11 protein-coding genes are annotated in these 13,557 nt (G+C 71.5%); 8 read left to right on the forward strand and 3 right to left on the reverse strand.

Going from position 1 to position 13,557, the window contains the following annotated elements; all coding sequences use genetic code 11:
• Window positions 1-161 precede the first annotated feature (161 nt).
• Window positions 162-1,028, reverse strand: coding sequence for an NmrA family NAD(P)-binding protein (locus AB0I04_RS39560; protein ID WP_360897057.1), 867 nt, complete (start codon window positions 1,026-1,028; stop codon window positions 162-164).
• Window positions 1,029-1,118: 90 nt separating this feature from the next.
• Between AB0I04_RS39560 and AB0I04_RS39565 the strand changes: the two genes are divergently transcribed.
• Entirely contained in the window at window positions 1,119-1,853 is a 735-nt protein-coding gene (locus AB0I04_RS39565) for a helix-turn-helix domain-containing protein (RefSeq protein ID WP_360897060.1), read from the forward strand.
• Between the two features lie 36 nt (window positions 1,854-1,889).
• Here AB0I04_RS39565 and AB0I04_RS39570 read toward each other — a convergent pair whose 3' ends face one another.
• Complete coding sequence (locus AB0I04_RS39570) at window positions 1,890-2,297, reverse strand: SRPBCC family protein (protein ID WP_360897063.1); 408 nt, start codon at window positions 2,295-2,297, stop codon at window positions 1,890-1,892.
• A 325-nt stretch (window positions 2,298-2,622) separates the two neighbouring features.
• On the opposite strand from AB0I04_RS39570, the gene AB0I04_RS39575 reads away from it, so the two are divergent.
• Together AB0I04_RS39575 and AB0I04_RS39580 are read left to right on the forward strand one after the other, a co-directional pair.
• Window positions 2,623-3,672 carry a LacI family DNA-binding transcriptional regulator gene (locus AB0I04_RS39575; protein ID WP_360897066.1) on the forward strand — a complete coding sequence of 350 codons (1,050 nt, stop codon included), beginning with the start codon at window positions 2,623-2,625 and terminating at the stop codon, window positions 3,670-3,672.
• 6 nt (window positions 3,673-3,678) lie between these two features.
• Window positions 3,679-5,229 (forward strand): glycoside hydrolase family 43 protein, encoded by a 1,551-nt coding sequence (locus AB0I04_RS39580; RefSeq protein ID WP_360897069.1) that lies wholly within the window; start codon window positions 3,679-3,681, stop codon window positions 5,227-5,229.
• Window positions 5,230-5,241: 12 nt separating this feature from the next.
• Here the strand turns inward: AB0I04_RS39580 and AB0I04_RS39585 are convergent, their stop codons facing one another.
• The gene (locus AB0I04_RS39585; RefSeq protein WP_360897072.1) at window positions 5,242-6,273 is read right to left on the reverse strand and encodes a LacI family DNA-binding transcriptional regulator; all 1,032 of its coding nucleotides are present in this window, start codon (window positions 6,271-6,273) and stop codon (window positions 5,242-5,244) included.
• 259 nt (window positions 6,274-6,532) lie between these two features.
• On the opposite strand from AB0I04_RS39585, the gene AB0I04_RS39590 reads away from it, so the two are divergent.
• From AB0I04_RS39590 to AB0I04_RS39610, 5 genes are all read left to right on the forward strand, one after another.
• Window positions 6,533-7,846, forward strand: a complete 1,314-nt coding sequence (locus tag AB0I04_RS39590) for a sugar ABC transporter substrate-binding protein (protein WP_360897075.1) — start codon at window positions 6,533-6,535, stop codon at window positions 7,844-7,846.
• A gap of 63 nt (window positions 7,847-7,909) precedes the next feature.
• The gene (locus AB0I04_RS39595) at window positions 7,910-8,842 is read left to right on the forward strand and encodes a sugar ABC transporter permease (protein WP_360897078.1); all 933 of its coding nucleotides are present in this window, start codon (window positions 7,910-7,912) and stop codon (window positions 8,840-8,842) included.
• 10 nt (window positions 8,843-8,852) lie between these two features.
• Complete coding sequence (locus tag AB0I04_RS39600; protein WP_360897081.1) at window positions 8,853-9,683, forward strand: carbohydrate ABC transporter permease; 831 nt, start codon at window positions 8,853-8,855, stop codon at window positions 9,681-9,683.
• A gap of 14 nt (window positions 9,684-9,697) precedes the next feature.
• Window positions 9,698-11,608: a beta-L-arabinofuranosidase domain-containing protein gene (locus tag AB0I04_RS39605; protein WP_360897084.1), complete on the forward strand. Its 1,911-nt coding sequence runs from the start codon at window positions 9,698-9,700 to the stop codon at window positions 11,606-11,608.
• A gap of 76 nt (window positions 11,609-11,684) precedes the next feature.
• On the forward strand, window positions 11,685-13,388 hold the full coding sequence (locus AB0I04_RS39610) for a glycoside hydrolase 43 family protein (RefSeq protein ID WP_360897087.1): 1,704 nt from the start codon (window positions 11,685-11,687) through the stop codon (window positions 13,386-13,388).
• The last annotated feature ends 169 nt before the right edge of the window (window positions 13,389-13,557 follow it).

A 13,557-nucleotide genomic window follows, 5' to 3' on the forward strand; every position in this document is an offset into this window, starting at 1 on the left:
CAACGGAATTCTTCCGCCGGTGACCGGCGGTGGGCCGGTCACCGGGCGCGGCGACTATCCGTCGGACTGCTCGCTGCGTTGCCGTACCCTTCTCGGCCAGGGGCGTTCCTTCGCTTCGTCGCCGACTGCGTGGAACGCCCGGCACTCCTGGCGGCCCACTTCTAGCGCCGTGTCGGCAACTGCTCGCGTAGCACCGTGGCCAGGGCGGTGGGTTCGCGGCCGAGCAGGGTGGCCAGCGTCGGGTCGACGGCGGCGAATTCGCCGGCGCGGGCGGCGGTGAAGACGCCGAGCAACTGGTTCGCCCTTTCGGCGGGGACGCCGCGGTCGATCAGGTGCTCCCGGAACTCGTCGTCGGGTCCGGTGGTCCTGGTGATGACGCGGCCCGTGACGTCGGAGGCGATGCCGGCGATGTCGGCGAAGGTGAGCGCCTGTGCCGCGGTGAGCGGCGGGGTGGGGCCGTCGAAGCGGCCTTCGTCGGCCAGGATGGCGGCGGCCGCGTCGGCGAGGTCGGCGTGCGCGGTCCAGCTGACCGGTCCGTCCGCTGGAAGCGTGATCTGCCCGGACTCCACGGCGTTGCCGAGGTACTGGACCGCGGTGGCGGCATAGAAGCCATTGCGCAGCGACGTGAATGGCACGCCGGACGCGCGCAGTGCCTCCTCGGTGGCGGCGTGGTCGCGGCACGGCTGGAAGTGTGACGCCGAGCCGGCGCCCTGATGGCTGGTGTAGAGGATGCGGCGGGCCCCCGCCTCGACGGCCCCGTCGATCGCGGCACGGTGGTCTCGCACGGCCGCTTCGCCCATCTTGTCGACGGAGACGATGAGCACTTGGGAAGCGCCCTCGAAGGCGTGGGCGAGGCCGGCCGTGTCGGTGAAGTCGCCTTGCCGCACCCGTACCCCTCGGTCGGCGAACCCCTGTGCCTTCCGCGGGTCGCGGACGCTGACGCCGACCCGGTGCGCCGGCATGCGCGTCAACAGGCTCTCGACGATCTGACGCCCGAGCTGCCCGGTGGCTCCGGTCACGATGATCACGGTGCACTCCAACGATGTGTTTCCAATGGAATCAAAATCAGCGTAACACTGATAATAACGACGGAACCAGTCGCGACGTATCCTTGATACATGTCACCAGGTTCACCCGGCCGCGAGTCCGACAGCGCGGCCACCGGACGGGAGCAGACCCGCCGGCGGGTCATCGAGGTCGCCATCGATCTGCTGACGCGCGAAGGTCGCGACGCGGTCACCACCCGCGCGGTCGCCGTCGCGGCGGGCCTGCAGGCACCGGCCATCTACCGGCTGTTCGGCGACAAGGAGGGGCTGCTCGACGCGGTTGCCGAGCACGGCTTCGCCGCGTTCCTCGCGGCGAAGCACGTCGACCCCGACCCGCCGGACCCCATCGAGGACCTGAGCGCCGGCTGGGACCTGGCGGTCGAGTTCGGCCTGGCCAATCCCGCGCTGTACACACTGATGTACGGCGAGCCCACGAGATCCGCGTCCGCCGCCCACAAGGCCGGCATGGAGATCCTCATGGGCCGGATCCGGCGCCTCGCCGCCGGCGGCCGGCTCCGGGTCGACGAGGAGCTCGCGGCCATGATCATCCATGCCACGGCGCGCGGCGCGGTGCTCACCTGGCTGTCCCTGCCGGAGGACCGGCGCGACCCGGCCCTGCTGACCACTCTTCGAGAGTCCATGCTCGCCGCCGTGACCAACCGGCAGCCGGCCGTACAGGAAGAGGGCCCGGCCGGCGCCGCCCGGGCCTTGCGCGCCGCGCTGCCCGAGCAGACGGCCCTCAGCGACGCGGAGCGGCGTCTGCTGAGTGAGTGGCTGGACCGCCTCGCCGCCGGCGACCGCCGGTGACCGTTGCCCAACCGGTCACCGGCGGGCGATCGGTGGCTATCGGCCGGCCGACTCGCCCCGTTCCCGCACCTTGTCGGCCAGGCGGTCCAGGCTCTGATGCATGGCCTGTTCGACCTTCGGGCCGGGTGGCGCGTGGTCGGGGTCGAAGAACGACAGGTGGACGACCACCTCGCTGTGCTCGGGTTCGATGCCGGTGACCTGGAGCCAGCCGGCGTACTCGCCGGTGTCCCGGGTGCCCCACTCCACCCGGAGCTGATCCCGCTCGGCCCGCAGCAGGGCGCGTTCCCGGTCGGCGCCGTGGCTGACCGTCACGTCCGGCAGGTCGGCGGACTCCAGGTGGACGTCCTGAGGCAGCCACTCGTCCATCGTCCCGGGATCGGACGCCTCGTCGAACACCAGCTCCGCCGGCGCGGTGATGCGCCGGGACGCCTCGTACTCGCTCATCGTCCTATTCCTTCCGGTCAGGGCGGCGGTGGCGTGTGCTTGCCCGCTGTTCGGTCGGCTACCCACAGCGGCCGGGCCGACACCCGGATCGATCCGTAGAAGCCCGGCGAGGCGGAGACCGGTCGTCCTATCGTGGCGCTGTCAGGGGAACCACGACCGATATCTTTCGAAACATGTCGGCAGGCGGTTCCAGCCCCCACGTCGGAACGCGCGGTGTCCGCGCGCCGATAACCTGTGCGCCTGTGCACGGGCGACCTGGAATCAAGGTTCGCCGAAAGATTGCGCTAATCTTCGAAACGTACGGTCGACGATGTGGGGGAGTGCGGTGGGACGTCCAGCCGGAACGGGATCGGAGCCGACGGCCGGTCGGCGCTCCCGGCCCACCTTGGCCGACATCGCCATGGAGGCGGGCGTCTCCACGGCCACGGTGTCCAAGGTGCTCAACGGCCGGACCGACGTCGCCGCGGCCACGAGGGAACGCGTCGCCGGGCTGCTGAAGGCCCACAGCTACCTCGCGCCCGGCGTACGGCGGGCGCGCCGGTCCGGGCTGGTCGACGTCGTCATCGGCGGCCTGGACAGTCCCTGGGCGGTGGAGATCCTGCGCGGGGTGGAGGCCGAGTGCGCCGAACGCGGCACCGGCACGGTCGTCTCGCTCGTGCGCGGGGAGGACGCCCGGCCGCCGAGCTGGGCCTCGCTCAGCGTCCAGCACCACAGCGACGGGGTGATCCTCGTGACGTCCCGGATCACCGCGCAGCAGCGCGCGCAGATCGAGCGGGCGGGCGTCGCCCTCGTCGTCATCGACCCGGTCGACCTGCCCGATCCGGATCTGGCGAGCGTCGGCGCGACGAACTGGTCGGGCGGCCTGTCGGCGACCGAGCACCTGATCTCCCTCGGGCACCGGCGGATCGCCGCGATCGGCGGCCCGCAGGAGATGCTGTGCACGCAGGCCCGGATCGACGGCTACCGCGCCGCCCTCGAACGCGCGGGCATGGAGCTCGATCGCGCGTTGATCAGATACGGCGACTTCAGCTACGAGGGCGGGTTCCAGGCGGCGTGTGAGCTCCTCGAGCCGCGGGACCGGCCGACCGCGATCTTCGCGGGCAGTGACCAGCAGGCGATGGGCGTCTACGAGGCGGCGCGCCAGGCGGGTCTCAGCGTCCCGGCGGACCTCAGCGTCGTCGGGTTCGACGACCTGCCGCTGTGCCAGTGGCTGTCGCCGCCCCTGACCACCGTCCGCCAGCCGCTGGAGGAGATGGGGCGGATCGCCGCCAGGACGCTGTTCCAGCTGCTCGACGGCGAGGCGCTGGTGAGCCCGCGCGTCGAGCTCGCCACCGAGCTGCGCGTCCGGCTGTCCACCGCTCCGCCGTCCGCCTGACCGGCGATGCGCACCTTCCACAACCCGATCCTGGCGGGTTTCCACCCCGACCCCTCGACCTGCCGGGTCGGCGCCGACTACTACCTGGTGACGTCCTCATTCGAGTGGTTCCCCGGGCTGCCGATCCACCACAGCCGGGACCTGGTGCACTGGCGGCCGCTCGGCCACGTCCTGGACCGGCCCGAGCAGCTGCCGCTCGACGGCGTCCGGCCATCGGGAGGCCTGTTCGCGCCGACGATCCGGCACGCCGACGGCACCTTCTACGTCGTGTGCACGCTGGTCGACGGTACCGGGCCGTCCGGGAACTTCGTGGTGACGGCCACGGACCCGGCCGGGCCGTGGTCCGAGCCGCACTGGCTGGGCGAACCCGAGAGCTTCGACCCGTCTCTGCTGTTCGACGATGACGGGCGGGCCTGGTTCCACGCGACCCGGCCGGTCGACGCGGCGGGGCACACCGAGATCTGGCTGCGGGAGTTCGACCCGGCCGCACTCACACTGACGGGGCCGGAGCATGTCCTGTGGAACGGCGCGCTGAACGGCGTGGTCTGGACCGAGGCGCCGCACCTGTACCGGGTCGGGGACTTCTACCACCTCCTGGTCGCCGAGGGCGGCACCGAGCTGAACCACGCCGTCACCGTGGCCCGGTCCCGCGACGTCACCGGCCCGTACGAGGGAAATCCGCGCAACCCGCTCCTGACCCATCGCCACCTGGGGGCCGCGCACCCCATCGTCGCGACCGGGCACGCCGACCTGGTGGCGACCGGCGCGGGGGAGTGGTGGGCGGTGTTGCTCGGGGTTCGTCCCTCCGGCGGATTCCTGGGCAACCTCGGCCGGGAGACCTTCCTCGCCGCGGTGGCGTGGGAGGACGACTGGCCGGTCATCGCCCCCGGTGTCGGCCGGGTCGAGTCCGTCGGCGCCGCTCCGAACCTGCCGGAACACCGCTGGCCCGCCGAGGCCGCCTGCGACCACTTCGACGACCTCGAGCTCGGTCCACAGTGGAACCAGCTCCGTACGCCGCGCGAGCGGTTCTGGGACCTGACGGCGCGGCCCGGTCACCTGCGGCTGCGGTTGCGGCCGGAAACGGTCACGGAGCGCGCCTGCCCGAGTCTGATCGCCCGCCGGCAGAGCCACGCGCACTTCGTCGCGCACACCGCGGTCGACTTCGCTCCCTGGGGCTCGAACGAGTGCGCGGGCATGGTCCTCCTGCAGAACGACGACTTCCAGATCCGGTGCGTGGTCACGCTCCGCGATGGGCGTCGCGTGCTCCGGCTGATCCGCAGGGCCACGGGAGCCGACGAGGTTCTGGCCGAAGACGGCCTGCCCGACGGGCGCGTCCGGCTGGCGGTCGAGGCCCACGACCAGTCGTATGAGTTCCGGTACGCCACCCCGGCGTCGGCGTGGCGGCCGCTCGGCGGTCCGGTCGACGGCAGCGTACTCAGCACCGAGGTCGCCGGCGGCTTCGTCGGGGCCTACCTCGGGATGTACGCCAGTAGCACGGGACGTCCCAGCACCAACGTCGCCGACTTCGACTGGTTCGAGTACCGCGGCCTCGGCTGAGGCGCGCCCGCCTCAGTCGACGGGGGAGGGCTCCACCGGGACCGTGGTGGACTCGCGGACGACCAGCCGACACGGCCGGACGTGCGGTCCAGGGGAGGGCTCGCCGTTGATCGCCGCGAGCAGCAGGTCGGCGGCGCCGCGCCCGAGGCCCTCGAGGTTCATGTCGACGCTGGTCAGCGGAGGCTGGCTGCCGAGGACCATGACGTCCCAGTTGTCGAATCCGACCACCGCGACGTCCTCGGGCACTCTTCGGCCCGCCGCCCGCAGTGCGTCGGTGACGCCCCGGGCGACCTGGTCGCTGCCGCAGAAGACCGCGTCGAACTCGCCGGCCGTCGCGAGGAGCATGCCGACGGCCCGCCGCCCCCAGGCCTCGCTCCACTCGCCGAACAGCGGCGGAGCGGCCAGTTCCAGACCCGATTCGGCCAGCTGCTCGATCGCCGCGGCGGACCGTACGACGGCGGAGTGGTGGTGCTCCGGCCCCGTGACGTGCGCGATCCGGCGACGGCCGACGGCGAGCAGGTGGTCGATGGCCTTCCGGGCGCCGCCGGCCTCGTCGGCCACGACCGAGCAGTCCTCCGGATCGGTCGAGCTGACGAACGCGTATACCACCGGGACCGGCAGGCCCGATCCGATCGGGGGCCGCGGCCGGGCGTGGCGGCCCGTCACGATGATCCCGTCGACCCGGCGGCTGAGCAGCGTGTTCAGGTAGTACTGCTCGCGGATCGGATCGTCGCGTCCGTCGCACAGGAACACCGACATGCGGCCCGCGCCGAGCGCGTCCTCCACCCCGATCATGAGCGGAATGCTGAACCGGCCGATGGTGTCCGTCGTGATCATCCCGACGGTGTAGGTGCGGCCGGAGCTCAGGGTGCGCGCCGCGGCGTTGGCCTGGAAGCCGAGCTGCTCGGCGGCCGCCTGCACCCGCTGCCGGGTCTCGGCCCGCAGGGAGCCGCGCCCGTTGAGCGCCTTGGAAGCGGTGCCGACCGAGACGCCCGCCAGCGCGGCCACATCGCTGATGGTCGCCGGCCGCGCCGACTTTCCCATGTTTCCTCCGTTTTCCTGCTGCACGGACATCCGAATGTACCGTACTCCGTCCTGTGTGGCGTGGAGCTGCGTAACACGGGAGAAATACGGCCTTGACGGCGGTTCACCGGCGACCTAGCCTCCGAGGCAACCGGTTTCCGAATTTTCTTCCGGTCGGGCCGGACGGCGCTCCCGCTCCGCACGGCCGACCGCACCTCGGGGGTTCGATCGGCGTGGGCCACGGCCGGCGCCGGGTTCCGTTGGACACGTAGGAGGCACGATGGCCCTCTCCCGCCCCCGGGCACGGCTCCGGCAGGCACCCGCCCTCACCGCGCTGGCCACCGCGGCGGCGCTCCTCACGGCGTGTCAGAGCGGGGGAGCCGCCTCCTCCGCCAGCGACACCAGCGCCAAGGACGACGGCACGACCATCACCATGTGGACCCGTTCCCCAACGGCGATCTTCAGCCAGACGCTGATCGACGCGTACAACCGCGGCCACCGCAACAAGGTGAAGCTGACGGTGATCCCGGCCGACTCCTACCAGCAGAAGGTCGGTACGGCCGCGGGCGCCCGGCAACTGCCGGACGTGCTCGCCTCCGACGTGGTCTACGCGCCGAACTACGCCTCGAAGGGCGTCTACCTCGACCTGACCGCCCGGGTGAACAAGCTGCCGTTCAAGGCGTCCCTCGCCCCCGCCCACATGAAGACCGCCACCTACAACAACAAGATCTACGGCGTCCCGCACGACATCGACCTGTCCGCCGTCTTCTACAACAAGGCGCTGTTCACCAAGGCGGGCCTGAACCCGGACAAGCCACCGACGACGCTGGACGAGCTCTACGCCGACGCTAAGAAGATCAACGGCGTGGGCGGCGGCGCGCACGGCTACTTCTTCGGCGGCGCCTGCCCCGGCTGCATGCTCTTCACCACCTGGCCGATGATCTGGGCCTCCGGCGGGACCGTGCTCAACGAGAAGGGCACGGCGTCGACCATCGCCAACGACACGGCGGGGAAGGTCTACGCGCTCTACCGCCGGATGTACCAGGAGGGCCTCGTCCCGGCCTCGGCCAAGAACGAGAACGGCCCGACGTGGACCCAGCCGTTCGCCAGCGGCAAGATCGGTATCGAGCCGATGGGCGCGACCGTGCTGCAGACCCTGAAGGAAGGACCCGACCTCAAGGTGGGCGTCGCCCCGATCCCGGGCCTGACGGGCGGCACCTCGTCCTTCGTCGGCGGTGACGTGCTCGGCGTGAGCTCCAACAGTAAGCACGCCGCGCAGGCATGGGACTTCATCTCCTGGACCCTGTCGAAGGACGCCCAGGTCGACGTCGTCGCGAAGAACAAGAACATCACCGTACGCACCGATCTGGCCGACAACACCTACGCGCAGCAGGACCCTCGGCTCGCGACGTTCAACAAGCTGGCCGCTCAGGGCCAGACGCCCATCTCGGTCGACTTCGGCAAGACCTACAACGACCCGAACGGCCCGTGGACGTCCACGGTGACCGACGCGGTCTTCGGCTCCGGCGATCCGGCCGCCATCCTGCAGCGTCACAACGGCGCCATCACCGAGTCCCTGTCCGGCAACGGCTGAGCGACCCCGAACTCCGCCCCGGGCATCGCGCCCGTCGTCTCCGTGATCAACGAGGAGCACCCGATGGTCTCCCTCTCACCCACCCGCGCGCCCTCCCGCGACGCGCCGTCGCCCCCGCCGCGCGCCCGTCGCGAGGTCTCCCCGCTGCGGCGCGGCCACCGGCGCCTGGCGATGGTCTACGCGACCCCGCTCGCCGTCATCGTCGCCGTCCTGTTCGTCGTCCCGCTCGGCCTGATGGTCTGGATGTCCTTCAACCACTGGCCGCTGCTGGGCGCGTCCGCGCCGAACGGGGTCGCGAACTACCGGGCCCTCAGCGACCCGCTCTTCCTGCACGCCCTCTGGTTCACCGTGAAGTACACGGTCGTGACGACGGTCGTCCTCGGCCTCGTCGCCTTCGGCCTGGCGCTGCTCATCCAGGAGGGCCCGCGGGGCGTGGGACTGTTCCGTACGGTGTTCTTCCTGCCGAGCGCCGTCGGCCTCGCCTCGGCGAGCCTGCTCTTCTACGGCATGTTCAACACCGACTCGTCGCCGTTGAACGCGGCCATGCGGCTGCTGGCGGGCGGCGACGTCGACTGGCTGGGCAGCAGCGGCAACGCGCTGTTCTCGACGATCGGCATGATCACCTGGCGGTTCGCCGGCTTCTACATGCTGATCCTCATGACCGGCCTGCACGGGATCGACCCGGTGCTGTACGAGGCCGCCCGTACGGACGGGGCCGGCTGGTGGCAGATCATGCGGCGGGTGACGATACCGCTGCTGCGGCCGACGATCGCGCTGATGATGGTGCTCTCCGTCACCGGGTCCCTGCTGGCCTTCGACCAGTTCTTCATCCTGACCGGCGGGCGGCACGGCACGGCGACCATCGTCATCGACGTGTACCGGGAGGCGTTCTTGTCCCAGGACCTCGGACGGGCGGCCGCCGTCTCGGTCGCCATCCTCGTCGGCCTGATCCTCATCAACGGCGCGCAGCTCCGTCTCCTGCGACGCCACTCCTAGGAGCCGATCAATGTCACGACCGCGTCACCGCGCCGCCCGGTCCGCGGGCTTCTACTCCACGTCCACCGTGCTCGCGGTGCTGTTCCTGTTCCCGATGGTCTGGACGCTGTTCTCCTCCGTGCACGGCCGCCAGGCGAGCGGCCGCGGCAACGGGTGGGGGATCGACGACTACAAGCGCCTGTTCCACTACGGCAGCGGGCTGCCGGCGTACCTGCTCAACACCACGGTGGTCGCGCTCATCACGGTGTGCGTCACCGTCGTGGCCACCACGCTGGGCGGCTACGCCGTGGCGCGGTTCGACTTCCCCGGCAAGAACGTCCTCTTCCTGGTCACCCTCGCGATCCTCATGGTCCCGTACGCGACCATCCTCGTGCCGCTGTACGTGTTCCTCGGCTGGATCGGCCTGCAGAACTCCCTGATCGGCCTGGGACTTGTCCTGGCTATGTTCCAGCTGCCGTTCGGGCTGTTCATGATGCGCAACTCGTTCGAGGCGCTGCCGGTGGAGCTGGAGGAGGCCGCGCTGATCGACGGTTGCACGCCGACGGGCGTGCTCCGCCGGGTGCTGCTGCGCGGGGTGGCGCCGGGCATGGTGACCGTCGCGCTGTTCGCGTTCCTCGCCGCCTGGAACGAGTTCGTCGCGCCACTGATCTTCCTGACGGACGGCGCCAAGTTCACCCTTCCCGTGGCGCTGTTCAACCTGGAGGCCGGCAACTTCGGGTCGGTCGACTTCGGGGCGCTGCAGTCGGGCGTGGTGACCGCGGCGGTCCCGTGCGTCGCGGTGTTCCTTCTCCTGCAGCGCTACTACGTGCGCGGGTTCACTTCCGGTGCCCTCAAGGGCTGATGATGAGAGAGAGCATGACCGATTCACACCTCGGCCCGGTCTCCCCGACGACGGAAGCCCTCGGCGCGCTACGGCCGCTTTCCCTGGACGCCGTACGGCTCGACGCCGACGGCCTGCTCGGCGCGTGGCAGCGGCGCAACGCCGAAGCGACGATCCCCCACTGCGTCGACGAGCTGTCGGCGACCGGCACGCTGGAGAACCTGCGGCGCGTCACGGGGCAGAGTGATCGGGAGTTCGCGGGCATGTGGTTCCGCGACTCCGACATCTACAAGACCCTCGAGGCGGCCGCCTGGCAGCTGGTCCACGGGGACGACCCCGGGTTGCGGGACCTCCTCGATTCAACGGCGTCGCTGCTGGCCAAGGCCCAGCAGGACGACGGCTACCTCAACTCCTACTTCACCACGGTGCATCCGGAGAAGCGGTGGCAGGAGCTGGACTGGAGCCACGAGCTGTACTGCGCCGGCCACCTGATCCAGGCCGCGGTCGCCGCCGCGCGCGCCGACGCGTCCGCCGAGCTGATGACGGTCGCGCGGCGGTTCGCCGACCTGATCGTGGAGCGGTTCGGCCCGGGCGGGACCGACGGGGTGGACGGGCACCCCGAGATCGAGACCGCGCTGGTCGAGCTGTACCGCGCGACCGGGCACCGGCCGTACCTCGACACGGCGCGCAGGTTCCTGGACCTTCGCGGGCAGGGTCTGCTGGGGGAGGGGAGGTTCGGCGCGGCGTACTTCCAGGACCACGTTCCGGTCCGCGAGGCCGAGGAGGTGGCCGGCCACGCCGTCCGGCAGCTGTACCTGCTGGCGGGCATGGTCGACGTCGCCGTCGAGACGCACGACACCGAGCTGCTCGACGCGGCGAAACGGATGTGGGACAGCGCGCTCCACACCAAGACCTACCTCACGGGCGCGCACGGATCCCGGCATCGCGACGAGGCGTACGGCGACCCGTACGAGCTGCCGCCCGACCGCGCGTACGCCGAGACGTGCGCGTCGATCGCGAGCTTCCACTGGGCCTGGCGCATGCTGCTGGCCACCGGCGAGCACCGCTACGCCGACGAGATGGAGCGGGTCCTGCACAACGCCATCGGGGCGGCCATCGCGGCGGACGGCCGGAGCTTCTTCTACTCCAACCCGCTCCACCTGCGGACCGGCCACGACGGGTCGGACGAGGACGCGCCCTCGGAGCGGCTGAGCTGGTACACCTGCCCCTGCTGCCCGCCCAACCTCGCCCGGCTGATGGCCTCCCTTCACGGCTACCTCGCGACCGCCGACGACGACGGCCTGCGGGTCCACCTGTACGGCGAGGGCATCCTGCGGTCGCCGGTCCCCGGCGGCGAGGCCGAGGTGACGACGCGGACCGCCTACCCGTGGGACGGGCGGATCGAGCTGACCGTGACGGCGACGACCGACCGGCCGTGGACGCTCGCGCTGCGGATCCCGAGATGGTGTGGCCGCTTCACCGTCGAGGTGGACGGCACGACGGTCGCGGGCGACGCCGAGGACGGCTACCTCCGCCTGACGCGGAGCTGGAACACCCCCACGGTGATCGTCCTGGACCTGCACATGCCCGCCCGTCTGGTCTCCGCCCACCCGAGGGTCGACGCGGTGCGCGGCTGCGTCGCCCTGACGCGCGGACCGCTGGTCTACTGCCTCGAGCAGGCCGATCTCCCCGACGGGACCGTGCTGGAGGACGTACGGCTGGACGCGTCCGCTCCGGTGCGCCCGGTCGAGCGCGCGGACCTGCCGGAGGTCCCCGTGGCCCTGGCCGCCGACGGGACCGTGGACCGGTCGCCCTCACCCGAGCCGTACCGCGACCACGCGGCCGCCGACGACGCTGCCGAGCGGCTGTCGTTGACCGCCGTGCCCTACTTCCTGTGGGCGAACCGGACACCAGGCTCCATGCGGGTCTGGATCCCGCTGGGCTGACCAGGCCTTGACCGCCTGGGGACTCGTTGAGACACTCCGCTCCGGAAAACCTTTTCCTACCCCTGGGAGAACGCCGATGGGTGAGCAGAGTCGCAGACGGGTCCTCCAGGCGGGCCTCGGCGCGGTGGCCGGATCGGCGGCCCTCGGCCGGCTCGGAGGCACGGCCGGCGCCGCCGAGCGCGCGGCAGCCGAAGCCCCGGCCGCGTCCACGGCCGGCCGGCCGACCGGCCTGCCCTGGGTCGCGGACCTCGGGGACGGCCGGTACCAGAATCCGGTGCTGGGCGCCGACTGGTCCGATCCCGACGCGGTCCGCGTCGGGCCGTACTTCTACCTCACCGCCTCGACGTTCAACCGCATCCCGGGACTGCCGATCCTCCGGTCGCGCGACCTGGTGAACTGGACGATCATCGGCCACGCGCTGACCGAGCTCGAGCCCCGCGACGTGTTCAGCGTGCCGCAGCACGGGAACGGCGTGTGGGCGCCGGCCATCCGCCACCACGCCGGCAGGTTCTGGATCTTCTACCCGGACCCGGACTACGGCATCTTCGTCACCACCGCCGTCGACCCGTCCGGCCCGTGGACCAAGCCGCACGTGCTGAAGCCCGGCAAGGGCTTCATCGACCCGTGCCCGCTGTGGGACGACGACGGCCGGGCGTACCTCATCCACGCGTACGCCAAGAGCCGGGCCGGGATCAACAACCGGCTGAACCTGCACGAGATCAGCCCGGACGGCAGGGAGCTCCTCGACGACGGCCGGATCGTCGTGAACGGCGACGAGATCCCCGGCTACACCACCCTCGAGGGACCGAAACTCTACAAGCGCGACGGATGGTATTGGATCTTCGCGCCGGTCGGCGGCGTGACCGGCGGCTGGCAGTCGGCGTTCCGGTCGCGCAGCATCCTCGGCCCGTATGAGAACCGCATCGTCCTGGCCCAGGGCGACACTCCGATCAACGGCCCGCACCAGGGCGCGTGGGTCGCCACCGAGCGGGGCGAAGACTGGTTCCTGCACTTCCAGGACCGCGGCGTCTACGGCCGCGTCGTGCACCTGCAGCCGATGCGGTGGCGGGACGACGGCTGGCCCGTGATGGGCGAGGACGACGGCCGCGGACGCGGACGCGGTAAGCCGGTCCTCGTGTACCGCAAGCCCGCGGTGGGGCGGCCGTCGAAGATCACCGCCCCCGCGAGCGGGGACGAGTTCACCGGCCACCGGCCGGGCGAGCAGTGGACGTGGCAGGCGAACTCCGACCCGTCGTGGGCGTCGCTGCGCGGCGGACGGCTCCGGCTGGCGTGTCCGCCCAGCGCCGACACCGCCGACCTGCGCCTCCTGCCGAACGTCCTGGGCCAGCGCTTCCCCGCCGAGTCGTTCGTCGCGACGACCTCGCTCACGCTGCACGGCCGTAGCACGGGAGCGCGGTCCGGGCTCGTCGTGCTCGGATACGGCTACGCCTGGATCGGGCTGCAGCGGCTCGACTCCGGGCTCGCGCTGGTGCACCGCACGGCCGCTCAGGACAAGGCCGAGATCGACGCCGCCACGCCGATCCCGATGCCGTCCGGCCGGTCCTCGGTACGGCTGCGGGTCCAGGTCGGGCCCAGCGGCGTGTGCCGGTTCGCCGCCGACGTGGACGGACGCGGGTTCCAGCCGGTGGGCGGGCCGTTCACCGCGTCACAGGGCAAGTGGATCGGCGCCACGCTGGGCCTGTTCGGCACCGCCCCGGTCGGCGCGCACGGCGACGCGGCCGAGGTCGACTGGTTCCGGGTCGGGCCCGCCGAAGGATAGACGTGCCGTTACGCCAGGAAGCGCCGTACCCGCTCGATGGTGCCGTCGGGGTCCTCCCAGATGCCCCTGGCCGGGCAGCCACTCCAGCCGTGCGCCGGGGATGCGCCCGGCCAGCAGGGGCGCGTTACGGGGATCGACGACGCGGTCGGCGGTGCCGTACAGGACCAGG

It is taken from the genome of Actinoallomurus sp. NPDC050550 (genome assembly GCF_040655075.1).
GTDB lineage: Bacteria > Actinomycetota > Actinomycetes > Streptosporangiales > Streptosporangiaceae > Actinoallomurus.